Origin of the sequence: Actinokineospora sp. NBRC 105648 (assembly GCF_030269645.1) — a bacterium.
Lineage (GTDB): Bacteria > Actinomycetota > Actinomycetes > Mycobacteriales > Pseudonocardiaceae > Actinokineospora.
In genome coordinates this window covers 252,905-279,037 of record NZ_BSTR01000003.1, presented here as the reverse complement: position 1 = coordinate 279,037, position 26,133 = coordinate 252,905, and the positions used below count along the sequence as shown (strand labels likewise).

At 73.6% G+C, this 26,133-nt stretch carries 22 protein-coding genes; 12 read left to right on the top strand and 10 right to left on the bottom strand.

Annotated elements, in window-relative coordinates; all coding sequences use genetic code 11:
* Positions 1–34 precede the first annotated feature (34 nt).
* The 5 genes from QSK30_RS04430 to QSK30_RS04410 all read right to left on the bottom strand — a co-directional run bounded on the left by QSK30_RS04430 (position 35) and on the right by QSK30_RS04410 (position 7,354).
* Complete coding sequence (locus tag QSK30_RS04430) at positions 35–679, bottom strand: ABC transporter ATP-binding protein (RefSeq protein WP_285499765.1); 645 nt, start codon at positions 677–679, stop codon at positions 35–37.
* Positions 676–1,407 carry an ABC transporter ATP-binding protein gene (locus tag QSK30_RS04425; protein WP_285499763.1) on the bottom strand — a complete coding sequence of 244 codons (732 nt, stop codon included), beginning with the start codon at positions 1,405–1,407 and terminating at the stop codon, positions 676–678. The genes QSK30_RS04430 and QSK30_RS04425 overlap by 4 nt, the downstream gene beginning before the upstream one ends.
* Positions 1,400–3,934, bottom strand: coding sequence for an ABC transporter permease (locus tag QSK30_RS04420; protein WP_285499761.1), 2,535 nt, complete (start codon positions 3,932–3,934; stop codon positions 1,400–1,402). The genes QSK30_RS04425 and QSK30_RS04420 overlap by 8 nt, the downstream gene beginning before the upstream one ends.
* Positions 3,935–4,302: 368 nt before the next feature.
* On the bottom strand, positions 4,303–5,733 hold the full coding sequence (locus QSK30_RS04415) for a serine protease (protein WP_285499760.1): 1,431 nt from the start codon (positions 5,731–5,733) through the stop codon (positions 4,303–4,305).
* Between the two features lie 199 nt (positions 5,734–5,932).
* Complete coding sequence (locus tag QSK30_RS04410; protein WP_285499759.1) at positions 5,933–7,354, bottom strand: KamA family radical SAM protein; 1,422 nt, start codon at positions 7,352–7,354, stop codon at positions 5,933–5,935.
* A gap of 82 nt (positions 7,355–7,436) precedes the next feature.
* Here QSK30_RS04410 and kdd point away from each other — a divergent pair, with 82 nt between their 5' ends.
* From kdd to QSK30_RS04375, 7 genes are all read left to right on the top strand, one after another.
* Entirely contained in the window at positions 7,437–8,477 is a 1,041-nt protein-coding gene (kdd, locus tag QSK30_RS04405) for an L-erythro-3,5-diaminohexanoate dehydrogenase (protein ID WP_285499757.1), read from the top strand.
* Positions 8,474–10,090, top strand: coding sequence for an amidohydrolase (locus tag QSK30_RS04400; protein ID WP_285499756.1), 1,617 nt, complete (start codon positions 8,474–8,476; stop codon positions 10,088–10,090). The genes kdd and QSK30_RS04400 overlap by 4 nt, the downstream gene beginning before the upstream one ends.
* Entirely contained in the window at positions 10,077–11,651 is a 1,575-nt protein-coding gene (gene kamD / locus QSK30_RS04395; RefSeq protein WP_285499754.1) for a lysine 5,6-aminomutase subunit alpha, read from the top strand. Before QSK30_RS04400 ends, kamD begins: the two co-directional genes overlap by 14 nt.
* Positions 11,648–12,484 (top strand): lysine 5,6-aminomutase subunit beta, encoded by an 837-nt coding sequence (gene kamE, locus QSK30_RS04390; RefSeq protein ID WP_285499751.1) that lies wholly within the window; start codon positions 11,648–11,650, stop codon positions 12,482–12,484. The genes kamD and kamE overlap by 4 nt, the downstream gene beginning before the upstream one ends.
* The gene (gene kal / locus QSK30_RS04385; RefSeq protein ID WP_285499750.1) at positions 12,481–12,864 is read left to right on the top strand and encodes a 3-aminobutyryl-CoA ammonia lyase; all 384 of its coding nucleotides are present in this window, start codon (positions 12,481–12,483) and stop codon (positions 12,862–12,864) included. Before kamE ends, kal begins: the two co-directional genes overlap by 4 nt.
* A 445-nt stretch (positions 12,865–13,309) precedes the next feature.
* Positions 13,310–15,373 (top strand): AMP-binding protein, encoded by a 2,064-nt coding sequence (locus tag QSK30_RS04380; protein WP_285499749.1) that lies wholly within the window; start codon positions 13,310–13,312, stop codon positions 15,371–15,373.
* A 22-nt stretch (positions 15,374–15,395) separates the two neighbouring features.
* Positions 15,396–15,953, top strand: a complete 558-nt coding sequence (locus QSK30_RS04375) for a sugar O-acetyltransferase (protein WP_285499747.1) — start codon at positions 15,396–15,398, stop codon at positions 15,951–15,953.
* Between the two features lie 6 nt (positions 15,954–15,959).
* Here QSK30_RS04375 and QSK30_RS04370 read toward each other — a convergent pair whose 3' ends face one another.
* Together QSK30_RS04370 and QSK30_RS04365 are read right to left on the bottom strand one after the other, a co-directional pair.
* Entirely contained in the window at positions 15,960–16,832 is an 873-nt protein-coding gene (locus tag QSK30_RS04370; protein ID WP_285499746.1) for a Vgb family protein, read from the bottom strand.
* Between the two features lies 1 nt (position 16,833).
* The gene (locus QSK30_RS04365) at positions 16,834–17,733 is read right to left on the bottom strand and encodes a cyclase family protein (protein WP_285499745.1); all 900 of its coding nucleotides are present in this window, start codon (positions 17,731–17,733) and stop codon (positions 16,834–16,836) included.
* Between the two features lie 184 nt (positions 17,734–17,917).
* On the opposite strand from QSK30_RS04365, the gene lnt reads away from it, so the two are divergent.
* Both lnt and QSK30_RS04355 read left to right on the top strand, forming a co-directional pair.
* Entirely contained in the window at positions 17,918–19,540 is a 1,623-nt protein-coding gene (lnt, locus tag QSK30_RS04360) for an apolipoprotein N-acyltransferase (protein WP_285499743.1), read from the top strand.
* A gap of 37 nt (positions 19,541–19,577) precedes the next feature.
* Entirely contained in the window at positions 19,578–20,342 is a 765-nt protein-coding gene (locus QSK30_RS04355) for a polyprenol monophosphomannose synthase (protein ID WP_285499742.1), read from the top strand.
* 46 nt (positions 20,343–20,388) lie between these two features.
* Here QSK30_RS04355 and QSK30_RS04350 read toward each other — a convergent pair whose 3' ends face one another.
* Both QSK30_RS04350 and QSK30_RS04345 read right to left on the bottom strand, forming a co-directional pair.
* The gene (locus QSK30_RS04350) at positions 20,389–21,033 is read right to left on the bottom strand and encodes a TMEM175 family protein (RefSeq protein ID WP_285499740.1); all 645 of its coding nucleotides are present in this window, start codon (positions 21,031–21,033) and stop codon (positions 20,389–20,391) included.
* A gap of 224 nt (positions 21,034–21,257) precedes the next feature.
* Positions 21,258–21,605, bottom strand: coding sequence for an RNA polymerase-binding protein RbpA (locus QSK30_RS04345; protein WP_285499738.1), 348 nt, complete (start codon positions 21,603–21,605; stop codon positions 21,258–21,260).
* A 510-nt stretch (positions 21,606–22,115) separates the two neighbouring features.
* Here QSK30_RS04345 and QSK30_RS04340 point away from each other — a divergent pair.
* A complete protein-coding gene (locus tag QSK30_RS04340) occupies positions 22,116–22,889 on the top strand; it encodes a thymidine kinase (protein WP_285499736.1) in 774 nt (257 codons plus the stop codon).
* Between the two features lie 128 nt (positions 22,890–23,017).
* Here the strand turns inward: QSK30_RS04340 and QSK30_RS04335 are convergent, their stop codons facing one another.
* Positions 23,018–24,181, bottom strand: coding sequence for an alpha/beta hydrolase family protein (locus QSK30_RS04335; protein ID WP_285499734.1), 1,164 nt, complete (start codon positions 24,179–24,181; stop codon positions 23,018–23,020).
* A gap of 154 nt (positions 24,182–24,335) precedes the next feature.
* On the opposite strand from QSK30_RS04335, the gene QSK30_RS04330 reads away from it, so the two are divergent.
* The gene (locus QSK30_RS04330; protein WP_285499732.1) at positions 24,336–25,451 is read left to right on the top strand and encodes a sensor histidine kinase; all 1,116 of its coding nucleotides are present in this window, start codon (positions 24,336–24,338) and stop codon (positions 25,449–25,451) included.
* A complete protein-coding gene (locus QSK30_RS04325; protein WP_285499730.1) occupies positions 25,448–26,116 on the top strand; it encodes a response regulator in 669 nt (222 codons plus the stop codon). Before QSK30_RS04330 ends, QSK30_RS04325 begins: the two co-directional genes overlap by 4 nt.
* Positions 26,117–26,133 lie beyond the last annotated feature (17 nt).

Below are 26,133 nucleotides of genomic sequence, written 5' to 3'. Positions count from 1 at the left end.
GGCGATCAGGCGACCACCGTACCGGGCGCACCGGTCACGCCGGGACGATCCGCCCGTCGGCCAGGGCCAGCCTGCGGTCGGCGACGCGGTGGACCTGGTCGTGGTGGGTGGCCACCAGCACCGCGGTGCCGTCCTGGGCGGCGCGGCGCAGCAGCGCGAGCACGGCGGGGACACTGCCGTGGTCTAGGTGCGCGGTGGGTTCGTCGGCCAGCAGCACCCGCGGCCGCGCGGAGACCGCGCGCGCCAGCGCGGCGCGTTGCTGCTGACCGTAGGAGACCTCGGTGGGGTAGCGGTCGCCGAGGGTGCCGATGCCCAGTTCGGTGAGCAGGTCGGCGACCCGGTCGGTGACCTGGCGCTGTCCGGACAACCGCAGCGGCAAGGCGACGTTCTCGGCGAGGGTCAGTTCCTGGGCCAGGCCGAGTGCTTGGGGCAGGACCGCGCAGTCGCGCCACGCGGGTACCCCGGCCAGCGGCGCGCCGCAGACCTCGACGGTGCCGGAGTCGGGGGAGTCGAACCCGCACAGCACCGCGAACAGGGCGCTCTTGCCCGACCCGGACCTCCCGGACACGGTGACGACCTCGCCCGGTTCGACATCGAGGTCGACCCCGCGCAGCACCTCGACGCGCCCGTCGGGGTGGTCGAAGGCGCGGGTGAGGCCGCGGGCGGCCAGCGCGCTCACCGGTCCACCCCCTCGACCCGCTCGACGCGGCCCTCGCGCAGCCGCACCACCCGGTCGCCGCGGGCGACCAGCTCGTCGTCGTGGGAGGCGGCGACCACCGCGACCCCCTCCTCGGTGAGTCGGGTCAGCACGTCGAGCACCAGCGCCGCCGAGGCGGCGTCGAGCTGGGAGGTCGGCTCGTCGGCGAGCACCACGGCGGGTTTGCGGGCCAGCGCGCAACCGAAGGCGAGGCGCTGCTGCTGCCCGCCGGAGAGCGCCCCGATCCGCCAGTCGCCGGTGCCGGGGATGCCCAGCCAGTCCAGGATGCCGGGGTCGGCCCCGGTCAGCCCCGCGGACTGGGCCGCGGCGCGCAGGTTGCCCGCCACGGTCAGGTGCCCGATCAGGTTCTCCGGCGGTGACTGGAACACCACCGCGATCCGCGAGCGCCGCACCGCGCGGCGCGCCCGGTGCGAGAGCCGCCCGATGTCGCGGCCCTGCCACGCCACCGAGCCCGCGGTGTGCCGGTCGATCAGGCCCAGCACGCGCAGCAGCGTGGACTTGCCGGACCCGGACGGCCCGGCCAACACGGTGACCCCGCTGGCGGGCACGTCGAAGCTGACGTCCTCGACCGCGGGGACCGCCCCGGTCGGCGTGCGGTACTCCACGTGGGCGCCGCGCAGCTCGTAGAGCGCCGCCGGGGTGTCGTCGACGGTGACGTCGGTGAACGGGTCGAACAGGTGCTCAGCCACGGATCAGCTCCCCCACCCGGGCGGTGGTGACCGAGCGGACCGCCGCCCAGCAGACCAGCGCCACCACCGCGGCCGCGACCCCGGTGGTCGTCGACACCAGCGGCAGCAGGTCCGGCGCCCCGGCCACCGGCCGCAGCCACGGCGACGGGTCGAGCATCGGCGCCGAGACCGCCGCGCACACCCCGCCCGCGGCGCTGCCCGCCGCGACCGACACCCCGGCCAGCGACCCCAGCTCGGTGAGGTGGCTGCCGACCAGGGTCCGCTGCCGCAGCCCCATCCGGGTGGCCAGGGCCCCGGCCAGCGCGTTCTGCCTGCGCCGCACCTCCACCGCCAGCACCAGCGCGGCGGCGGCGACCACGGCCAGCACGAAGCCGAGCGTGGTGACGAAGTCGAAGGTCCAGGTGACGGTCAGGAACGGCAACCCGTCCAGCGCCAGCGCCTTGGACCGCGAGTTGAGGTGGTAGACGCCCGCGGCGTCGAGGTCGCGGATGAGCGCGCCCACCGGCTGGTTCGACCACACCTGCCACACGTCGACCTGCGCCGGGTCGCGCAGCGCGGCGCGGGAGACGACGTAGCCGCGCCCGGTGCCGATCAGCGGGAACGACGCGACTCGCGCGACCGGCCGCACCTCACCCAGGCGCGGGATGGTGACCGGGGCGTCCGGGGTGTCGCCCACGCGCAGCGCCGAACCGGTCGTGCCCAGCGACGCGAGCTGCGCGGCCAGCGCGTCGGCGTCGCGGTCGCCCAGCCAGGCGGCCTTGGTGAAGGTCGCCGGGTCCACGACCAGGATCACGCTCTGCCCGGTCTTGACCACTCCGACCACGGTGGTGTGCTCGGTGACCGGGCCGCTCAACCCGGCGAGCGCGACCCGGTTGGGGATCTGCGCGGTCGACTCGGCCCCCACGAACAACCCCGACTTGGTGTCCAACGCCGCCCGCTGCGCGTCGGCGACCCCGACGCCAACGGTGAGCGTCCCGACCGCGAGCGTGCCGACCAGCAGGATCCCGACGGCCGAACCCGCCGCGGCCGCCAACCTGCGCACCGCCAGCTGCACCGCGGGCGCCCGCCACAGGTTCACCCGGTGCGAGGCCCGCAACCCCCACCGCGCCAGCCGCACCGTCACCAACGCCACCGTCAACACGACCAGCAGCGGGAACGCCAACCCCACCGCGTCGGCGGTCTCCGGCAACGGCTGACCGAAGGCCAACCTGGTCGGCTTGCTGTCCAACCGCGCCCACGCGAGGTAGGCCGCGATCCCGGTCAGCACCTCCCACGGCACGAACCGCCACGCCCGACCGAGCCCGCGCACGGTCCCCGCCTGGAACGTGCGGTGCGCCCGCACCGCGGTCACCGCCCCCACCACCACGATGGCCGCGAGGAACACCCCACCCGCGACCAACGCCGCCAGCACGCCCGTGCCGTCGGTCAGGTTCGTCGAGGGCGCGTACCACCCCAGGACCAACCGCGCGCCGACCAACCCGGCGACCGCTCCCGCCAGCAGCGGGGCAGCCAGTTCCAACACCGCGCGGGCACCCAGGGCGAGCGGTCCGGCGCCCCGCGCCCACAGCAACCGCAGCTCGGCGTGCCTGCGCTGGGCCCACTGCGCGGTCACCGCCGCGACACCGGCCAACCCGACCAACAGGCTCACGATCGTCAACGGCAACACCGCGTCCCGCACGGTGCCGCTCGCGGTGCGCGCCACCTCCACCGGCTTGGCGAAGTAGTTGGCCGGACTGACCAACCGGGCCTTGTTGTCCGCCCGCAACCCGGCCACCACACCGTCCACGGTCCGCTTCCCGCGCTCCACCAGCGCCGCGGCCTCGTCCGTGGTCGCGGGCAACCGATCGACCGGGAACCGCACACTGACAGCGGCGGCGTTCGCGCTGACCGGCCCCATCGCCGCGCTGAAGGACCCCAGGTCCGGGAACCAGATCACCGCCGCCGTGGCACCCTCGGTCGCCAGCGGGTTCGGCATGACGCGCTGCTGCTCGGAACACCAGTACGCGGGCACCGGGTCGGCCAGGTCCGCGTAGATGGCGGTCACCGGCGGCAACGTCCCACCGAGCCCACGATCACCGACCTTGATCCCGGCGTCCTCGGCGATGCTGCGCGGCACCCACAGACCGTCCCGCGCGCCGCCCTGCAGGACGCGCAGGTTGTCCATCGCCCCATCGCGGAACCCGAACTGCGACCACGGGTGCGGCCCGTTGAAGTCCCACTGCCGAACGGGGGAGTACACGGCACCGACCATCGTGGCGAACCCGTTGCGCGCCCCCTGCTCACGCGCCAACGCCAACACCTGGTTCGCCTCGGCGACCGAGACCCGGTTCCCGTCCACGACCGGCGGCACGGTCTGCGGGCACAAGCGCCCGGCCTGGTAGGCGACCGCCGCACTCCCGGCGGCGTCGGCGTGCAGGACAGCCGCAGCCCCCACGAAGCTCAACAGCAACGCCGCCACGAACGCCACAAGCACCGTCAACGGCGACGACGCGGCAGCACGCGGCGCGGCTCTCCAGGGCACCTGCATGGACCGGCACGCTACCGCCGACATCCGCGCTGACGAGGGAAAAGAAACCCAGTCGAGATCCCCCCATGACAGTCAGCAACCAAGATCAAGCACCCCGTCACACCCGACCCGGGCACCCTCCCGCCAAAACCCCGCCTCCGGTTCCGGCAGCCCGACACCCACACCTGGCGATTGTCCAGCCCGAGCACTGCCACCCACCAACCTCAGCCCGGCAACCCAACCCGCCCCGCTGCCCACTCCCCGCCCTGCATTCCATACGCAGCCCAAACACGGACTGGACGGGTGTGTCAAGGCATCTTTCCGCTTTGACACACCCGTCCAGTCCGTAGGCACAATCGTGCGTAGGGAAGCAGGAACCAGCAGCAGACCTAAAGCGGCCGACGCTCATTCCGCGGCTCAGCCCGATCAAGGTCAGTGACCCCGTCCAACGCCGACCGCGACGCACTCACCCCAGCCCACCGCTGCAACGTCGCCGTAGCGGCATCCCGCTCAGCCGGCACCAACGCCGCGATGTTCGCCCCGTGGTTCGCCCCCGGCGCCACGTACAGGTGCGAGTCCCGGCGGCTGGGCACGAACTGCTCGGCGCCCCACGGGTCGTTCGACCCGTAGACGAACAGGAACTGCGACCCCTGCGACCGGACCCACTTGTCCACGTCGATCATCGCCCGCGGGTCGTGCGGCGAGCGCAGGTCCTTGGGCAGGCTCGAGTTCGCCTGGTAGAGGCCCGGGTAGCGGAGCAGTCCGCGCAGGTGCTCGAAGCGCGGCTGCGGCCAGCCCAGCTGGGTGGCGGCCTGGTAGTAGTACGGCGCGTACGGGGTGATGCCCTGGTCGGCGTAGAAGGCGAAGCCCGCGATGGTGTCGATGAAGGCGTAGAGCTCGTCGTCGGTCGCGGTCTTGGCGGGCACGGTCGGGCAGTCCGACTGCAGCGAGTACTGCCAGAACGCCCACTCGGTGTCGAGCACCGTCATCTCGTAGGCCTTGTCGATCGAGCCCAGGACCTTGTCGAAGGTCCAGCCCGCGGCGGTGGCGGCGGCCTGGTACTTGGCGACCAGCGCGGTGCGCCGCTTGAGGGCCTCGCGCTGGACGTCCTCGAGCCGGGTGCGGCAGGCGGCGTCGGTGCCGACGGTGGCGAAGAACCGGTCGTAGGCGCGGTCGGCCGGGTTGTTGACGTCGTTGGGCGCGACGTAGGCGACCACGCCGTCGACGTCGCCTGGGTAGAAGCGGCGGTGGTAGACCGAGGTCATGCCGCCCTTGCTGGCGCCGGTGGAGATCCACTTGGCCGGGTAGACCGGCTTGAGCGCGGCGACGATGCGGTGGTGGTCGGTGGCGGCCTGCCAGATGTCCAGGTCGTCCCAGTCGGCGGGCGAGGGCCGCGACGGGGTGAAGAACCGCTGCTCCACCGAGATCTGGTTGCCGTCGACGAGCCGGGTGGGCTCGGAGCGGAACGCGTTGGTGGACATGTTGTAGCCGGTGGTGTGCAGCACCATCGGGCGCGCGGTGTCCTTGTGCAGCAGCTGGAACCGCTGCTCGAAGCTCGCCCCGCGCGGGTGCCGGTGGTCGACCGGCTGCTTGTAGGTGAGCAGGAAGAACCGGTACCCGGCGGGCGGGGTGGCCGACTCGGACACCACGGTCAGCCCGGGGATCGCCCGCAGCCGCTCGGCGATGTCGGTGTGCTGGGAGGTCGCGACGGCGGTCTGGTGGTCCGGTGCGGCCTGGGCCGGGGTGGCCCCGACGGCCAGCCCCACGGCCGCCGCGGCCGCGAGGGTCGCCGCGAGCGCCCGTCTTCTGCGGTTGAGCACGCCCTACTCCTTGATGCACTGGCCGCCGGGTCGGCGGCCGGGTGGTGGAGTCTTGCGCACCGCGGCGGCGGTCGGAAACCCGCTGACAGCTGCCCCACGACAGGTGTCGACGGCCGTTCGGGGGTGGGCCGGGTCGGGCGGCCGGGGTGGTCCCGGCCGCCCGACCCGGCTGGGCGGCGGCGTTGGCTGGTGGGCGGGTCTAGCCCAGGGGGCTGTCGCGCCAGTACTTCTGCCCGGCCTCGGGCAGGGTGGTGATCGGGTCGTAGTAGGGGTAGCGGCGGCTCAGGATCGCCGCGGCCTCCTCGGCCTCCACCCGCTCGGTGCCCGCGCGGTAGTTCTTCGTCCAGTAGGACACGCCGCGCTCGCGGTCGTACTCGGCGAGCTGGTGCACCCAGCGCTTCCCGACGTAGGGCACGTCGCAGATGATCCGCGGCGTGGCGTAACCGGGCAGGTAGCCCATGATCGCGTGCTGGAGCTCCTGGGCCTCCCACACCGCGACCCGCCAGTGCTCGGCGTTGGGGATCATGTCGCACATGTAGAAGTAGTACGGGAGGATGTTCGCCTCTCCCTGCAGCGCGAAGCACAGGTCCAGCAGCGCTTCGGGGGTCGCGTTGACCCCGCGCATGAGCACGCCCTGGTTGCGCACGTCGCGCACGCCCACCTCCAGCGCCGTGCGCGCCGCCTCGGCCACCAGCGGCGTCACCGACTGGGCGTGGTTGACGTGGGTGTGGATGGCCAGGTTCACCCCGCGCCGCGCGGCGGTGCGGGCGACCCGCTCCAGGCCCTCGACCACCGAGTCCTGCAGCCAGTGCTGCGGCAGGCCCGCCAGCGCCTTGGTGGCGAGCCGGATGTCGCGCACGGTCTCGATGTCGAGCAGTCGCATCAGGAACGACTCCAGCTGCTTCCACGGCACGTTGGCGACGTCGCCGCCGGAGACCACCACGTCGCGCACCCCGGGGGTGCGGCGCAGGTAGTCGATCATCTGGTCCTGCCGGTCGACCGGTTTGAGGACGAGCTTGTGCTTGTCGACCTGCGGGGTGGAGTTGCCGACCAGGTCCATCCGGGTGCAGTGGCCGCAGTACTGCGGGCAGGTGGAGAGCAGCTCGGCGAGGACCTTGGTGGGGTAGCGGTGGGTCAGGCCCTCGACCACCCACATCTCGGCCTCGTGCAGCGAGTCGCGCTCGGAGTGCGGGTGGCTGGGCCAGACCGGGTCGCGGTCGGAGCGCACCGGGAGCATGTAGCGGCGGACCGGGTCGGCGAAGAACGCCTCGGTGAAGTCCGCGGGCTCGGCGGTGGGCGCCATGGTGTTGAGCATCTGCGGGGGCAGCAGCATCGACATCGTGGCCAGGTGCTCCTGGTCGGCGGCGAGCTCGTCGTAGAACGAGTCGGCGAGCAGGTCGCCGACGACCCTGCGCAGCTGCCGCTCGTTCTTGACGCAGTTCACCCGCTGCCACTGCGCGTCGCGCCACTGCGCGTCGGTCACCCGGGCCCAGCCGGGAAAGCGGCGCCAGTCCGGCTCGACGAGCTCGCGGCGGACGTACTCGTAGGGCTGGTGGCCCGCCTGGTCCACGGCCGCGGACACGGTGGTGTCCCGAGCCCCGACATCGTGCAACGCAGTCATTTGTACTCCTAGCCGCTAGGGTGGCGTAAAGATATGCTGCCAGAGCACACGCTAGCCGTAAAACTTACTGAAGGGCACTGGAGTGACCGAGGGTTCTCAGGCCGCGTCGCCGTTCGGGCTGCACCGGGTGCTCGACCCGCCCGGGGTGCTGCCCCAGCAGGCGCACCGCCTCGACCCCGACCCCCGGCCCTACGCCGACGAGGTCGTGGTCGACGTCGAGCGGCTCAACCTCGACGCCGCGTCCTACCGGCAGCTGCGCGAGCAGCACGGCAGCGGCGCGGCCGTGCGCGCGGCGGTGCTGGCGATCGTCGACGAGCGCGGCAAGATGCAGAACCCGGTCACCGGGTCCGGCGGGATGCTGCTGGGCACCGTGCGCGCCGTCGGCCCCGACTCGCCGCTGGGCCTGGCGGTGGGCGATCGGATCGCCACCCTGGTCTCGCTCACCCTGACCCCGCTGCGGATCACCGACGGCCTGGCCGACTGGGACGGCGAGGGCGAGCAGGTGCCCTGCGCCGGGACCGCGGTGCTGTTCGGGCGCTCGATCGCCGCCGTGCTGCCCGCGGACCTGCCGGACGCGCTGGCGCTGTCGGTCCTCGACGTCTGCGGCGCCCCCGCGCTCACCGACCGGGTGGTCCGCGAGACGGGCCAGGGGGCGTCGGTGTGCGTGCTCGGCGGGGGCGGCAAGTCCGGGTCGCTGTCCCTGGCAGCCGCCCGCCGCGCGGGCGCCACCCGGGTCGTCGCGCTGGTGCCCACCGTGGCCGAGGCCGCCGCGGTGCGCGCGGCCGGGCTGGCCGACGAGGTCGTGCTCGCCGACGCCCGCGACCCGGTGGCCGTCGCCGCCGCGGTGGGCAAGCCCGTCGACGTGACCGTGGTCTGCGTGGACGTGCCGGGCTGCGAGCACGGCGCGATCCTGGCCACCGCCGACGGCGGCACCGTCGTGTTCTTCTCCATGGCCACCTCGTTCCCCGCCGCCGCCCTCGGCGCCGAGGGCCTGGCCGCCGACGTGCGGATGCTCGTGGGCAACGGCTACGTCCCCGGCCACGCAGCGTTCGCGCTCGACCTGCTGCGCGCCGAGCCCGGGGTGCGCGCGCTGTTCACCGCCCGCGAGACTCAGGCCCCGTGAGCACCACTCTGCTGATCGGCGGCCGCGTCCACTCCCCGGCCGACCCCCACGCCACCGCCTTGGCCGTGCAGGACGGCGTCGTCGTGTGGCTGGGCCAGGACTCCGCCGGCCGCGCCCTGCACGAGGGCGCCGACGAGGTCGTCGAGCTCGACGGCGCGTTCGTCGCGCCCGCGTTCGTCGACGCCCACGTGCACGCCACCTCCGCGGGCCTGCTGCGCACCGGCCTCGACCTCACCACCACGGCCTCGCTGGCCGAGTGCCTGACCGCGCTGACCGAGCATGTGCGCGGCACCGGCCACGGCCTGGTGTGGGGCCACGGCTGGGACGAGACCGCCTGGCCCGAGCGCCGACCGCCGACCCGCGCCGAGGTCGACGCCGCCGCCGAGGGCGCCGCGGTCTACCTCTCCCGGGTCGACGTGCACTCCGCGCTGGTGTCCACCGCCCTGCTCGACCGCGCCCCCGGCACCCGCGACGCCGACGGCTTCAGCGCCGACGGCCCGCTCACCAAGGACGCCCACCACCGCGTCCGCCGCGCCGCCCAGGACGCGATCACCCCCGCCCAGCGCGCCCAGGCCCAGCACGAGTTCCTGCGGCACGCCGCGTCGATGGGCATCGCCTGCGTGCACGAGTGCGCGGGCCCCGACATCTCCGGCGCCGACGACCTCGCCGACCTGCTCGCCCGCGCGGGCGGCGATCTGCCCGAGGTCGTCGGCTACTGGGGCGAGCGCGGCACCGCCGACCTCGCCGCCCGCCACCGCGTCCGCGGCCTGGCCGGGGACCTGTTCGTCGACGGCGCCCTCGGCTCGCGGACCGCGGCGCTGTGCGCGCCCTACGCCGACGCCGACACCAGCGGCGCGCTCTACCTCGACGCGCGCCAGATCGCCGAGCACCTGATCACCTGCACGCGGGCGGGTCTGCAAGCCGGCTTCCACGTCATCGGCGACGCCGCGGTCACCGAGGTGGTCGAGGCGTTCGCCCTGGCCGAGGCGGACCTCGGGCGGCCCGCGCTCGCCGGCGCCCGCCACCGCCTGGAACACCTGGAGATGGTCACCCCCGAGCAGGCCGACCGGCTCGGCCAGTGGGGTGTGGTCGCCTCCGTGCAGCCGCTGTTCGACGCCGCCTGGGGCGGCCCCGACGGCATGTACGTCGACCGCCTCGGACCCGGGCGCGGCGTCGCGCTCAACCCGTTCGCCCGCCTCGCCGCCGCCGGGGTCGTGCTCGCGCTGGGCTCCGACGCCCCGGTCACCAGGGTCGACCCGTGGGCCACCGTGCGCGCCGCGGTGCACCACCGCACCGAGGGTTCGGGCCTGTCCCCACGGGCGGCGTTCACCGCGCACACCCGCGGCGGCTGGCGCGCGGGCGGGGTCGACGATGGCCTCACCGGCACCCTCGTGCCCGGCGCCCCCGCCACCTTCGCGGTGTGGGACGCCCCCGAGCTGGTCGTCGCGGCGCCGGACAGCCGGGTGCAGCGCTGGTCGACCGACCCGCGGTCCCGCGTCCCCGGCCTGCCGCCGCTGGACACCGGCGCCGACTCGCCCACCTGCCTGCGCACCGTGCTGCGCGGTCGCACGATCTTCGACCGCGGCGAAGGGAGCCCCGATGGCCCTGCTTGACCTGGACCCCGAGGTCGTGGCCACCGCCCGGCGGCTGGCGGCCGCGGCCGCCGCCCCGGTGGTCGAGATCGCCCGCTCGCACACCACCGTCTCGGTCGAGCGCGCGACCCTGCGGCTGGCCGGGATCACCGGCGCCGACAGCACCCACCGCGCGGGCGACGTCCCCTGGGTCAACCGGGTGGTCGACGCCGTCGTCGAGCACTGCGGCCTCGAGCACGGGGTGTCGCTGCCGGTGTTCCACGCCCTGCGCGAGCACGACCTGGGTTCGCTCACCGAACTGGCCGAGGCCACCGCCGCCGGGCAGGTCCGGTACACGTTGCCCACCGGTCGCGACGCCGTCCGGGCCGCCAAGGCCGCGCGCGCCGCCGTCGCCAAGGGCCTGCGCACCGTCGACCGCAACCGCGCCCAGCGCGACAAGCTCGTCGCCCGGCTCGGCGACCCGCCGCGGCGCCCGTGGATCTACCTCATCGTGGCCACCGGCGACATCGACGAGGACGTGGTCCAGGCCGCCAACGCCGCCCGCGCCGGCGCCGACATCATCGCGGTGATCCGCTCCACCGGGCAGTCGCTGATCGACTACGTGCCCGAGGGCGCCACCCACCACGGGTTCGCGGGCACCTACGCCACCCAGGAGAACTTCCGGATCATGCGGGCGGCCATGGACGAGGTGTCCAAGGAGGTCGGCCGCTACGTGCGGGTCACCAACTACGCCTCCGGCCTGTGCATGCCCGAGATCGCCGTGCTCGCCGGGCTGCAGCGGCTGGACATGATGCTCAACGACTCGATGTACGGGATCCTCTTCCGCGACATCAACCCGATCCGCACCTTCGTCGACCAGCGGTTCTCCCGCCAGGTGCACGCCCGCGCCGGGATCATCATCAACACCGGCGAGGACAACTACCTCACCACTGCCGACGCCGTCGACGCCGCGCACACCGTCACCGTGTCCCAGCTGCTCAACGAGCACTTCGCGCACGAGGCCGGGCTGCCCGACCCGCTGCTCGGCCTGGGCCACGCCTTCGAGATCAACCCGAGGGTGCCCGACTCGTTCCGGCTGGAGCTCGCGCACGCCCTGCTGGCCCGCGAGCTGTTCCCGGACGCGCCGCTCAAGTGGATGCCGCCGACCAAGCACATGACCGGCGACGTGTTCAACGGCTACCTGCTCGACGGGTTCTTCAACCTCGCCGGGGTGCTCACCGGCCAGTCGATCCTGCTGGTCGGGATGATGACCGAGGCCGTGGTGACCCCGTTCCTGTCCGACCGCGACCTGGCCCTGGCCAACGTCCGCTACGTGCTCGACGCCGCGGGCGGCCTGGCCGAGGACTTCCGGCCCGCCCCCGACGGGTTGATCGTCAAACGCGCCCACCAGGTCCTCGGCGAGGCCGTCGACCTGCTCGGCCGCATCGTCGACGACGGCCTGCTCGACGCCATCGCCCGGGGCACCTTCGGGTTGATGAAGCGCCCCGCCGACCAGGGCCGCGGCGCCGACGGCGTGGTCGCCAAGGCCGCGGGCTACCTCAACCCCGCCAGTGACCTGCTCGACGAGGGAGCGGAGAAATGACCGAGAAGCGGCACGTCCGCCCCTACGGCGACACCAGCGGCGACGGCATGGTCCAGGTGTCCTTCACCCTGCCCGTCGCGCACGGCCCGCGCGCCGAGGGCGCCGCGCTGCTGCTGGCGAACAAGATGGGCATCGACCCGGCCATGGTCGTGCACGCCAACCCCATCGGCCCGGACTTCACCTTCTTCGTCGTCTACGGCTCGGTCACCCACATCGTTGACATGGCCGAGGTCGTGGTCGTCGAGCGCGAGTACCCGCTGCTGCCCCCGGGCGAGGTCAACACCGCCCTCAAGCGGCTGCTGCGGCGCAAGCTCGTCGTGGTCGGGGCGTGCATCGGCACCGACGCGCACACCGTGGGCATCGACGCCATCCTCAACATCAAGGGCTTCGCGGGCGAGAAGGGCCTGGAGTACTACCGGGAACTGCGGGTGGTGAACCTCGGCGCCCAGGTCGCCGTGCCCGACCTGGTCAAACGCGCGCGCGCGGAGAAGGCCGACGCCGTGCTGGTCTCCCAGGTGGTGACCCAGCGCGACGCCCACATCCTCAACACCCAGGAGATGTCGGCGGCCTTCCGCGAGGCGATGGGGGAGCGGCGCCCGCTGCTCATCGCGGGCGGCCCCCGCTTCGACCCCCGGATGGCGGGGGAGCTGGGCGTGGACCGCGTGTTCAGCCGCGGCACCACACCCGGCGAGGTCGCCAGCTACCTCGCCCACGCCGTCGCCCAGAAGCACGTCCCCACCGCACCCGACGCCCCTGGCACGTCCTCGGCGGGCAAGGCCCCGAAGGCCCCCAAGACCACAGCGGCGAAGAAGAAGGAGACGGTCCGAGCATGAGCGCCACCGTGGGCACCTCGGTCACCCACCGCCACTACGTCGCGCACTCGCACGCCCACTACGGCGGCAACCTGGTCGACGGCGCCTACAGCCTCGGCCTGTTCGGCGACGTCGCCACCGAGCTGTGCGTGCGCACCGACGGCGACGAGGGCCTCTTCGCCGGGTACTCCTCCGTGGAGTTCCTGGCCCCGGTCCAGGCGGGCGACATGATCGAGGCCACCGCCACCCTGGTCCGCGTCGGCACCCGCTCGCGCGGCATCGAGTTCGAGGCCAGGGTCACCTGCCGCGCCGCCCCCGACCGAGGCCCCTCGGCCGCCGACGTGCTCGACCCGCCGGTCGTGGTCACCACCGCCAAGGGCACCGTCGTCGTCCCCGGCTGACCCGGCCCCGGCCGGGGCTCGCACACCGTCTGCCGGCTGTGATTCGTGCCGCACCGGCACCAGGTGCATCCGGCCGCCCAGGTCCGCCGTGAGCTGCCGCTGTCGCGGATGCGCGAGCTGGTCTCCCTCGCTGACGGCCGCGCGCCACTCGTCCGCTCGCCCGGTTGGGCGCCGACCTCGCGGGCGCCGTCCAGGTCGCCGCGCTCGGCGTGTGGTGACCCGTCGGCTCGGACACCGGCCCGATACCGACCGGTCACGATGTAATGACACGATGGTGATACCCCGAACGGCGCAGACGGGTTGACCCACTGCGCCGAGTGAGTGATCTTCACCGCGATTGCTCCGATCGGCGGTATCCGTGCTTGCCCCCGCCGGCGATTCGCTGATAACAAGCCAAACCAACCCCTGATCGCGGCCCCGCCCACCGCACCGATGACGGAGGACCATGCCGACCGAGCTCGTCGAGGTGGAGCAGCTCCTCGACCACGCGCCGGACCGGGTGTGGGAGGTGCTGGGCGACCCCGCCCTCTACCCGCGCTTCGCCAGGGAGATCGCCGCCGCCGACCGGGTCGGCGCGGGCGCGGGCCGCAACGCCCAGTACCGGGTCCGGTTCTGCGTCGGCCGCGGCACCCCCGTGCACGACCGGGTCGAGGTGCTGGTGAACCGGCCCGCCGAGCACCTGGTGCTGGTCGGCCCGGCCTGGGCGGGCGGGCACCTGTCGATCCGGCTCGACCCGGCCGCGGGCGGGCGCACCCTGGTCGAGGTCGTGCTGTCGCTGCCCGAGAACCTCACCGCGGGCACCACCCTCACCGGGGCGTGGCTGCGCAAGCGGATCCGCAAGGCCCTCGTGCGCGTCGACCACCACCTCTCCGGCCGCGCCCTGACCATGTCGCCCACCCGCATCGACCAGGCCGCCCGCGGGCAGTCGACGCTCACCGTCGCGCGCACCCTGGCCCGCGCGGGGGTGCTGTCCCCGGCGCGACCGGACCGGGTGGCCCGCCAGCTCGGCGCGCTGGCCCGCTGGGGCGCCACCCTGGTCGGCGGCTACCGCGCCGCCGCCGCGCGCGTCCCCGCCGGGCTCGCGCTGGTCGACGAGCGCGGCACGCTCACCTTCGAGGAGGTGGACCGGCGCACCGACCGGCTGGCCAACGGGCTCGCCGAGTACGGCGTGCGGCACGGGCGCCGGGTCGCGGTCATGTGCCGCAACCACGCGGGCCTGGTCGAGGCCACCATCGCCTGCGGCAAGCTCGGCGCCGACGTGCTGCTGCTCAACACCGGCCTGTCCGCCGACCAGCTGGCCGACCTGGTCGAGCAGCACCGCCCGATCGTGCTGCTCGCCGACGACGAGTTCGCCCCGCTGTTCCACCACCTGCCCGCGTCGCTGCGCTGGATCTCCACCTGGAGCGCCGCCCCCGGCACCCTCTCGGTCGACGGCGTGATCGCCGCGGCCCGGCCCACCCCGGTGCGCCCGCCCGCCGCGCCCGGCAAGATCATCGTGCTCACCTCGGGCACCACCGGCACCCCCAAGGGCGCCCGCAGGCGCAACCCCTCCGGCCTGGGCGCCGCCACGTCGGTGTTCTCCCGCATCCCGCTGCGCTCGGGCGAGCGGATCCTGGTGGCCGCGCCGCTGTTCCACACCTGGGGCCTGGCCGCGGTGCAGCTGGGCATGCCGCTGCACGCCACCCTGGTCCTGCAGCGCCGCTTCGACGCCGAGGCGACACTCGCCGCCATCGCCGAGCGGCGCTGCACCGCGCTGATCGCCGTGCCGGTGATGCTGCAGCGGATCATGGCGCTGCCCGCCCGGGTCCGCGAGCGCCACGACACCTCGAGCCTGCGCGTGGTGGCCTCCAGCGGGTCGGCGCTGCCCGGGTCGCTGGTCACCGCGTTCATGGACGCCTACGGCGACATCCTCTACAACCTCTACGGCTCCACCGAGGTCTCCTGGGCCAGCATCGCCACCCCCGCCGACCTGCGCGCCGCCCCGACCACCGCGGGCCGCTGCCCGGTCGGCACCCGGGTCGGCATCCTCGACGGCGAGGGCGACCCGGTGCCGCCGGGGGCGGTCGGGCGCATCTGCGTGGGCAACGAGATGCTGTTCGAGGGCTACACCAACGGCACCAGCAACGAGATGCACGACGACCTGATGGTCACCGGCGACCGCGGCTACCTCGACGCCGACAGCAGGCTGTTCGTCTCCGGCCGCGACGACGACATGATCGTCTCCGGTGGCGAGAACGTCTTCCCCCGCCCGGTCGAGGAGCTCCTGCTGAGCCTGGACGGGGTCGCCGACGCCGCGGTGGTCGGCGTGCCGGACCGGGAGTTCGGCCAGCGCTTCGCCGCCTACCTCGCGCTCAAGCCCGGCGCCCGCCTCGGCGCCACCGCGGTCCAGGACTTCATCCACGAGCACCTGGAGCGCTTCTCCGTCCCCCGCGACGTGTTCTTCGTGCGCAAGGTCCCCCGCAACGCCACCGGCAAGGTCGTCAAACGCCTCTTGGCCGACCAGGACTGAACCGACGGGGCTGGTGGAACAGGTGGGTGAGCAGAAGGAGCGGATGCTGCGCGGCGAGCGCTACCGCGACAGCGACCCCGAACTGGTCGCGGAGCGCCTGGCCTGCCAGCGGCTCCTCGACCGCTTCAACGCCACCCGCGCGGGCGAGGACGCCCTGCGCGGCACGATCCTGGCCGAGCTGTTCGGCGCGATCGGGCCCGGTTCGTGGGTGATGCCCCGGCTGCAGTGCGACTACGGCCACCTGGTCCGGATCGGCGCCAACAGCTTCGTCAACTACGACGCCATCCTGATGGACTGCGCGCCGATCGTGATCGGCGACGACGTGTCCATCGGCCCGCGCGCGCAGCTGCTCACCGCGCTGCACCCGATGGCCGACCACGAGGCCCGCAGGCAGCGCTGGGAAACCGCGGCCCCGATCACCATCGGCGACAACACCTGGCTCGGCGGTGGCGTCATCGTCTGCGCGGGCGTGACCATCGGCGCCGACACCGTGGTAGGGGCGGGCAGCGTGGTCACCCGCGACCTGCCTCCGCGCGTGTTCGCCGCGGGTAACCCCTGCCGTGTGATCCGCCCGCTCTGACCAGGGTCAGGACAGATCCGAGGGCCCTACCCGAGCCAGGCTCCCGATCTCCAGCGCGGCGTGGACGGTGCCGTCGGGACCGATCACCAGTCCGTGCGGCTCCGAGTCCGGTGTGGGCAGGTCCACCGACCGCACCGTGCCGCCCGCGTCGACGTGGCCGACGCGGTTGCCCGCCCACTCGGTGAACCAGCACCCGCCCGCCGCGTCCGGGGCCACCGCGTGCGGGCGGCCTGCGCGGTCGGGCAGCGGGAACTCGGTGATCGCCCCGTCCGGGGTGATCCGGCCGATGGCGCCCGCGCCGATCTCGGCGAACCACACTGCCCCGTCCGGTGCCGCCGCGACGCCGACCGGCGCCGCGCCCTCGGTGGGTAGCGGGAACAGGTCCACCTCGCCGGTCGGCGCGATCCGGCCGACCGCGTTGGCCTGGTTGAGCGTGAACCAGGCGGCGCCGTCCGGGGTGACCGTGATCATGGCCGCGAACCCGCCCGTGACCGGTAGCTCCACCGCGTCGAGCACGCCCTCGGCGGAGATCCGGCCGATCCGGTCGGCGGTGGTGTCGGTGAACCACACCGTGCCGTCCGGCCCCACCGCGATCCCGTACGGGGAGCCCGCGACCGCGATCGAGGTCTGCTCACCCGCGGTCGTGATCCGCCCGAGTCGCCCGTCCCGCATCCGGCTGAACCACGCCGCCCCGTCGGGACCCGTGGTGATCACCGTCGGGCCGGAGCCCGCGCCCACGTCGAACCGCTCGAGCCGCCCGTCGGGCGCGACCCGTACGACCGCGCCCGCGTGCACGAGCGTCACCCACAGCGCCCCGTCCGGACCGGCCACGACCCCGTAGGGGCCCTCACCGGGGGCGGCGATCTCGTCGACCCGCACCTCAGAGCACCGCGTAGGCGCGCACCGGGAACGTCCCGAACCCGACCACCGGGGCGGGCACGGCGTGGAACCGGAACCCGTCGGCGGGCAACTCCGCCAGGCCGCGCAGGTGCTCCACGATCGGGATGCCCGCCGCCAGCAGCGCGGTGTGCACCGGGCGGTCGGTGCCGTCGGTGCCATCGATGTTGAGGCTGTCGATCCCCACCAGCGCCGCTCCTTGCCCCACCAGCCACTCGGCGGCGTCGGCGGTCAGGTACGGGTGGCCGCTGAAGTAGGCCTCGGTGCCCCAGTTCGCGTCCCACCCGGTGTGCACCAGGACCGCGCGGCCGGTCACGTCGAAGGGCAGCAGGGCCGCCTTGTCGACCGCGCGCAGCCCGTCGCCCGCCACCCGCACGACCAGCGCGTCGAGGTCGGCCAGCCGCTCAAGCGGCAGGCCCGCGAGGTCGGTGCCGCCGGCGTAGCGGTGGAACGGGCTGTCGAGGTAGGTCCCGGTGTTGGCGACCATGCTGATCCGCCCGATCTGGAACTCGGTGCCCGGCCCGTAGACCGACGGGGAGGTCTCCCGGCTCAGGTGGTCGGAGATCTCCGGCGCGGGCAGGCCCGGGTAGGTGACCATGCCGTGGTGGATGGGGTGGCTCAGGTCCACCAGCCGACCCGGCGGCCGCTCGGTCTCAACGCCTCGCGAGCCCTTGTGCGCCTCGGTGATCATCCGGCGGTTGGCCACCGTCACCGCGCCCACCATCAGCAGCCCGAGGTGGCGCACCAGCAGGTCGGCCACCTCGGCGTCGGTCAGCTCCGGGGTGGGGGAGTCCAGCCGAAAGCCGCGCACGCTGAGCGACCCGCCGTTGCGGAAGGTCACCTCGGCGTCGAACTCGACCCTGGACTGCTGCGAGACCGTCACGGCCGCGACGCTAGCAGCGCGACCCGGCGCCGGGCGCGAACGAATTTCGGGTAACTCTCCACTTGAGACTGAGACTCCGCTCACCTTAACCCTCTACTTCACCTTGAGTGTTGGCGCTGACCTGGCGATCCCCGAGCCGATTCCCGGAACGGGCAGCTCAGGGCCCGCGCCGTACGCTGAGCGGGTGGTAGCCCCCGCCGTGTCCCCGGAGCCCCGGCTCGACGGTCAAGACACCCCCGCCCGCGCCCGCCGCCTGCCGGTGCTGCTGCGCTGCCTGGCCGTGCTGGCCGCGGGCGCGCTGGTGTACCTCAGCGTCCCCCCGCGCCCGCTGTGGTGGCTCGCGCCGATCGGGTTCGCCGTCCTCGGCTGGGTCCTGCACGGGCGCGGCGCCCGCGCGGGACTGGGCTACGGGTTCCTGTTCGGCCTCGGCCTGATGACCCCGCTGCTGGCCTGGACCGGGGTGTTCGTCGGCCCGGTCGCCTGGCTGCCGCTCAGCGCCCTGGAGGCCCTGCTCGTCGGCGTCCCGTGCGCGGCGGTCCCGATCGTCGCCAGGCTGCGCGGCGGCGTGCTGTGGGCCGCGCTGACCTGGGTCGCCGGGGAGTTCCTGCGCGCGCTGTTCCCGTTCGGCGGCTTCCCCTGGGGCAAGATCGCCTTCGGTCAGCCCGAGGGCCCGTTCCTGTCGCTGGCCGCCCTCGGCGGCACCCCGCTGATCGCCCTCGCGGTCGCCCTCACCGGCTTCGGCCTCGGTGAGCTGGCCCGCCGCGCGCACGCCCGCGAGCTCGCGCCCCGGCTGGTCCTGGCACCGGTCCTGGCCGCCGTGCTGCCCCTGGTGGCGGCCGCGGGCGCCTGGCCGCTGGTGGGCACCGACCCGCAGGCGGGCGAGGTCACCGTGGCGGCCGTGCAGGGCAACGTCCCGCGCGCGGGCCTGGACTTCAACGCCCAGCGGCGCGCGGTGCTCGACAACCACGTCAAGCGCACCCAGCAGCTGGCCGCCGACGTCCGCGCGGGCAAGGTGGCCCGCCCGGACCTGGTGATCTGGCCGGAGAACGCCTCCGACATCGACCCGCTGCGCAACCGGGACGCCTTCGAGCTGATCGACCGCGCCGCCAAGGACGTCGGCGTGCCGATCGCGCTGGGCGCGGTCGTGGTCGACCCCACCGACGGCCTGCCGCGCAACACCGTGATCCTCTGGGACCCGCAGCGCGGCCCGGTCGACCGCTACACCAAGCGCCAGCTCCAGCCCTTCGGCGAGACCATGCCGTGGCGCGGGTTCTTCCGGCTGTTCACCAGCGCGGTCGACCGCGCGGGCCGGTTCGTGCCCGGCACCGAGGCCACCGTGTTCACCATGGGCTCGGCCCGGGTCGCGCTGGCCACCTGCTACGAGGTCGCCTTCGACGACGTCGTGCGCGACTCGGTGCGCAACGACTCGAACCTGCTGGCGATCCCCACCAACAACGCCACCTTCGGCCGCAGCGAGATGACCTACCAGCAGCTCGCGATGGACCGCGTCCGCGCGGTCGAGCACGGCCGCGCGGTGGTCGTGGCGGCCACCAGCGGGGTGTCGGCGATCGTGCGCCCGGACGGCTCGGTGGCCGCCAGCACCGGGCTGTTCACCCCGGAAGCGCTGGTCGAGCGCGTGCCGCTGCGCACGGCGACTACGATGGCGGACCGATTGGGTGCCTGGCCCGAGCGGGCCATGGTTGCCGCGGCACTCGCCGCGCTGGTCGTCGGACTGGTCGCGGGCAGGCGCAGGCGGCCTGCCCCGCGGGATGTGCCGTCCGCGGCGGGTGACCACGTACAGGCGTAGCTAGGCGGTGGACGCACACCGTCGGGGAGGTTTTTCGATGGCGGACCAGCCGCAGGACCACGGCCAGCTCGATCCGGTGCTGGTGGTGATCCCGACCTACGACGAGCGGGAGAACATCCGGCCGATCGTGGCCAGGCTGCACGCGGCGGTGCCCGCGGCGCACGTGCTCGTCGTCGACGACGGCAGCCCCGACGGCACCGGCGACATCGCCGACGAGATGGCCGTGGCCGACAGCCGGGTCAACGTGCTGCACCGCACCGAGAAGGCGGGCCTGGGCGCGGCCTACATCGCCGGGTTCGGCTGGGCGCTCGAGCGCGACTACGCGGTGGTCGTGGAGATGGACGCCGACGGCTCGCACGCCCCGGAGGACCTGCCCCGGCTGCTGGCCGCGCTCACCGACGCCGACCTGGTGCTCGGCTCGCGGTACGTGCCCGGTGGCTCGGTGGTCAACTGGCCGTGGCACCGGGAGTTCCTCTCCCGCGGCGGCAACCTCTACGCGCGGCTGGCGCTGGGCGCCAAGCCCAAGGACATCACCGGCGGCTACCGGGCGTTCCGGCGCGCGGTGCTGGAGAAGCTCAAGCTGAACACGGTGGCCTCGCAGGGCTACTGCTTCCAGATCGACCTGGCGTGGCGCACCATCGAGGCCGGGTTCACCGTGGTCGAGGTGCCGATCACCTTCGCCGAGCGCGAGCGCGGCGAGTCGAAGATGAGCGGCAACATCGTCCGCGAGGCCTACATCCGGGTCACCAAGTGGGGCCTGCGCCGCCGGGGCAACCAGCTCAAGTCCCTGTTCAAGCGCTGAGGACCGCGATCCGGCCCCGCCACCGGCGCGGGCCGGATCGCGCGGGTCAGGCCGGTGAGGCGGTCCGGTGCCGCCGCAGGCCGCGCAGGACCGAGTCGGCCAGCGGCAGCGCGGCCCAGCACAGGTATGCCCAGTGCGTGAACAGCGCCGCCGGGATCGACACCACGAACGCCAAGGCCATCGCCAGCGCGCCCGTGCCCACGTCGGTGAGCACCTCCGGCGGGGTGTCGTCCCGGTAGAGGCGGTGGCGGCGGATCTGCCGGAGCATGAGCAGGAACAGCCCGCCCGCCAGCGTCTGGACCACCGCGTAGAAGATGAACCGGGTCTCGAACGCGGACTCGCCGGTGATCACCTTCGTGGCGAACGGGGTGACGACCTGGGTGAGCAGCCAGGCGGTGTTGAGCCCGCTCAGCCGCGGTGTCATCGACCCCACGTAGCGGTAGAGGCCGTGGTGGCTGCGCCAGTGCGCGGCGATGACCAGGAAGCTGATCAGGAACGCCATGTACTCCCCGCGGTGCTCGCCGAAGGAGTGCAGGACCTCGGCGTTGGTCGCGCCCTCGGGCACCGGCAGGTCCAGGGCGAGCAGGGTCATGGCGATGGCGAGGACCGCGTCGGTGAAGAACGTCATCCGCTCGGCGGCGACGGCCCGGCTCTCGGGGGAGCCTGCGATGGCCCGCGTGCTGCTGCTCATGCCACGCAGGATGCCGGCCGCGCCCGGCCGCCTGGGAACCGCCGGACGACCCTGGTCACCCACCTGCCACGCCCGTCCGTTCCGACAGCGGACCGGACGCGGACCCCGCTATGAGCTCGACACAGCGGTGCCCGCGTGGACGGCTGCCCCGGACACGTGGACGGCCGCCCGGCTGGGGGTCCCGGGCGGCCGTCGTTTCACGGTGTGGTCAGTGCACGCGCGCCTCAGGCGGTGCGGCTGCGGCGTCCGCGCAGCTCGGTGAGGCGCTCGGCGAGCAGATCCTCCAGCTCGGAGATCGTGCGCCGCTCGAGCAGCATGTCCCAGTGCGTGCGCGGCGGCTTCACCTTCTTGGCCTGCTCGGGCTCGGTGCCGTCGAGCATCTTGGACTCGGTGCCGTGCAGCCGGCACTCCCAGACCGAGGGGACCTCGGCGTCGTCGCTGAACGGCACCTCGAAGTCGTGGCCCTTCGGGCACGCGTACCGGACCGTACGGCGGGGGGCGAGGTCGTGATTGCGGTCAGTCTCGTAGCTGACCGCCCCAAGCCGGCTACCACGGAGAACACGGTCGGCCATAGCGGTGTCCTTTCACTGGGCCCGACGGGGCGGGCCAGGGTGTTGCTTACCCTGTGCAACGAGCGGATCGGGAAAATGATTCCCGTTCCCCTCGCTGTGGTCGCACAGGGTGACAAGCTTCACCCGTCAACAACAGCATCCTCCTAAGAGATGCCACGCCGTCTGCTTTGTGACGCGTTAACGCACAAACGACGCGAACATCTCACCCACTCGGGGGATGTTAGCCGGAGACCTGGGGTTCAGGCGAACGCGAGCCACCCTTGGACTTCGGAGGCGGTCCCGCGGTGGCCTGGTCGGTGGTGTCGCCCACGCACCACCCGATGACGGACCGTAGCCGGTACGGTTGCGCCATCCTCCGTAGTCGGATCACTCTCCGTGTCGACACCGGACGTCTGCGTGTCCGCGTCGAGGACGGTGTCCCCGGCGCGTGTCGCCCGCATCCCGCGCGGGGCCGTCGAACCGGGCGGACAACCCGCGCCGGCGGGCCCGAGCACGGGATCCACCTGGGGCGTGACGCTTCGTGTTCCCCGGGCGCGGGTGGAGGCCCGGGGTGGCGGCGCGCGGTTCGGTGAGCGGGTGCTCGTGCGGATGGTCGAGTGGGCGATACTCCTGGGACAGGTGCGGCCGCGGTCGCTCGTGGGTCCGGCGCGGGGAGAACCGTTGGCGAAGCTGTACTTCTACTACTCGGCGATGAACGCCGGGAAGACCACCACGCTGTTGCAGAGCGCGTACAACTACCACGAGCGGTCGATGACCACGCTGATCTTCACGCCCCGGGTCAACGACCGGGACGGGGAGGGCATGGTGGTCTCGCGGATCGGGCTGGCGGCGCCGGGGCGCGTCTTCGATCCCGCGGAGGACCTGTTCGAGGTGGTGGCGGCGGGGGTGAAGCCGCACTGCGTGCTGGTGGACGAGGCCCAGTTCCTGACCAAGGCGCAGGTGTGGCAGCTCAGCGACGTGGTGGACCGGCTGGGGATCCCGGTGCTGGCCTACGGGCTGCGCACGGACTTCCGCGGTGAGCTGTTCGAGGGCAGCCAGTACCTGCTGGCGTGGGCGGACTCCCTGGTGGAGATCAAGACCATCTGCCACACCGGTCGGAAGGCCACGATGACGGTGCGCACCGACGCCTTCGGCAACGCGGTCGCCGGTGGCCCGCAGATCGAGATCGGGGGCGACGAGCGCTACATGTCGGTGACCCGCCAGGAGTACAAGCGCCTCACCGGTGGGGTCGGGGGCGAACGCGTCCGGTTCCCGGGCGAGGCCATCGCGCCGGCCCCCGAGTGACAGCGACTACGAGGGCCTGACCGCGGCCCTGCGGCGGACCGCACACGCGGACCGCACACGCGGACCGAGCCGGTGTCCGCGGGGCGAACACCGGCTCGAGTCCGTACCGCGCTCTGCTTCTCCGTGGGTCAGGGGATGAAGGTGATCTCCGGGAACCGCGGTGAGGGGCCGTCGAGCAGGTGGCCGGTGTGGCGCAGGTGCCGGTCGAAGAACGCGGCCGGGTAGGCCCGCTGGACGGCGACCGCCCGGTCCGGGGCCACGGTGCCGATCTCGGCCTCGACGTCCTCCTTGGTGAGTCCCAGCAGTACCGCGGCTTGCGGGAGGACCACGGCGAAGTCGCCGTAGGTCGAGTGCGCCGCGCCGGTCAGCGCGATGTCGCGCCGCCAACCCCGCAGGTTCGACCAGAATGTCTGCAGGTCGGGTACGCCAGCGCGGGTGGCTCGGCCGTCCATGAGCAAGTAGGGCCGGTCTAGACCCGCGGTGACCACCGGACCGGTGACCGGCCCGTCCACGCTGATGCCCGCTCGCACGCGCCTGTCCTGGTACAGGGTGGTGGCGGTCGTGGCGGCACCGGCCGAGTAGCCGAACATTCCGACCCGGGTCAGGTCCAGCGCGCCGCGCAGGCCGGTCGGGAGCGCGTGGCCCTCGGCGTCGGGGTTGCCGCCCTGGTCGAGGACCGCCAGCTGGTCGAGGACGAACCGGACGTCGGCCACCCGGGCCTCGGCGACCAGCGTCCCGGTCTCGGGGCCGTCGGGGACCGGGGTGCTGACCCGGCCGCCGGGGAACTCGACAAGGGCGTCGTGGGTGTGGTCGACCGTGACCACCAGGTAGCCCCGGCTCGACAGTTCCTCGACGACCACGGTGTTGGCCGAGCGGAACGAGTCGTTGCCGGGGGAGTAGAGGACCACGGGCAGCCTGCCCCCGCACCTCGCCACGGGGGCGCCGTCGTGGCCATGGGTGTCGGGCACCCGGATGTCGTCGGGTGCCAGGCCGTTGTCGCGGGCGAATCGTGCGGCGGCCGCGGTGGGCAGCCAGGGGACGACCGGGTGGCCGGTGACGTCTCGGGTGGGGTACCAGAGGCTGATCATCAGCTCGCGGGGCGCGGGCGGCGTGCTGAGTGGATCGGTTCGGGATCGGTCGACCAGGTGCAGCGAGGTGGTGCCCACCGCGTTCGGGCCGGTGGGCGGGGGCAGCGTGAGCCGCAGCGGGCTCGCGGCCGCGGTGCCGTGCGACGAGCCCACCGACAGCACGACGGCGGCGGCCAGGACGACCGGTCGGACAAGGGTTCTCATGTGACCTCCTGCGGGTGCGGTGACGGGACCACGATGGCGCGGGACCGGACGCCCGGTCGTCTGCCCGTGGCCGTGTTCCGCGCGACCGCCTGAGCCCGGGGGAATACGCCCGTGGGCTGATGGCCGCGCACGTCCGCTTCCCTACGCTGCGGCCATGCGTCGCGACTGGATCGCCCGGTGGGCCGACCGGTGTGCCGCGGTCGGGTACGCCGTGGTCCTCGGCGGGCTCCAGTTCGCCGACAGCGGTCCACACGCGACGTTTCGGCTGAGTCCCGGTGGGATCGCCGCGGCGGTCGCGCAGATCGGTCCCCTCGGGGTGGTCTGCTCGGTGCTGCCCGCTGTGGCCGTGGCGCTCCGCGGTCGGTGGCCGCTGGTCGCGGCCGCGTTGGTGGCGGTCGCGGTGCTTCCCCCGTGGCCGGGTTCGTTCGGGTGGGCGCTCGTCCTCTACTCGACCGCCGCCGCGCGCCGCCTGCCGATCGCCGCCGCCGTGCTCGCCGTCGCCGTGACGGGCGTCCTGGTCCGGGACAGCTCGGCGGGCGCGGCGGTCCCGGTGCTGGTCATGGTGCTCGGCTGGGTCGTCGGACTGGCGATCGGGCGGCACCGCGCCTACACCGCCGAGCGGGTCCACCGCGCGTTCGCCGAGGCCGAGCAGGCGCGCGCCGCCGCGAACGCCCAACGCCTGAGCATCGCCCGCGACCTGCACGACGTGGTCGCGCACAGCATGAGCGTGATCACCGTGCAGGCCGGGTACGCGCACCTGGTGATCGACGGTCGGCCCGAACACGCCCGCGCGGCGCTCGGCGTCATCGAGACCACCGGCCGGGAGACGCTGGTCGAGATGCGCAGGCTGCTCGGCGTCCTGCGGGAGAGCCCCGGCACCGAGACCGACCCGCCTGGGCTGGCGAACCTGTCGCCGCTGCTGGACCGGACCGCCCGGGCGGGGGTTCGGGTCGACGTCCAGGTCACCGGGAGCCTGGAGGTGCCCGCGGGGTTGGGCGTATCGGCCTATCGGATCGTGCAGGAGGCACTCACCAACGTCGTGAAGCACGCGGACACCCAGTCGTGCAGGCTCTCGATCGTCGCGGGTGAGCGCGAGCTGCGTGTCGAGGTCGAGGACCAGGGTGCGGGTGCCGGACCGGTGATCGCGGGCCACGGCCTCACCGGCATGCGCGAACGGCTCGCCGCGCACGGTGGCACGCTGCGCGCCGAACCAGTGCCCGGTGGCGGGTTCCTGGTCACGGCGAGGTTCCCGGTCGAGGACGACCGGTGACCACGCGCGTCCTCGTCGCTGATGACCAGCACCTCGTGCGCGCGGGCCTGTGCGGGATCGTCGACTCGGCCGCGGACCTGTGCGTCGTGGGCGAGGCCGCCACCGGGGTGCGCGCGGTGGAGCTCGCGCGGGAGCTGCGACCCGACGTGGTGCTGATGGACGTCCGGATGCCCGAGATGGACGGCGTGACCGCCACCGGCCTGGTCACCGCCGCCACCGCGGCCCGGGTACTGGTCCTGACCACCTTCGACCTCGACGACCACGTGCACGCCGCGCTGCGCGCCGGTGCCCGCGGCTTCCTGCTCAAGGACACCCCGCCGCTGGACCTGCTGGCCGCGATCCGCGTCGTGGCCGCCGGTGACGCCCAGCTGGCCCCCGGCGTCACCCGCAGGCTCATCGCCGAGTTCACCGCGCGCGCCGAGCCCGTCCCGGCACCGGCCACCCCGCTGCCCGTCATCCAGCTGCCCGTCACCGCCAGGGAACGTGAGGTGCTGGTCCTGGTGGCGCACGGGCTGTCCAACGGCGAGATCGCCGCTCGCCTGCACATCAGTCCGGGTACCGCCAAGGCCCACGTGCGCAGCCTGCTGACCAAGCTCGACGCCCGCGACCGGGTGCGGCTGGTCGTCCTGGCCTTCCGCGCGGGCCTGATGACCGAGCCACCGTGAACCCCGGGCGTCGACGC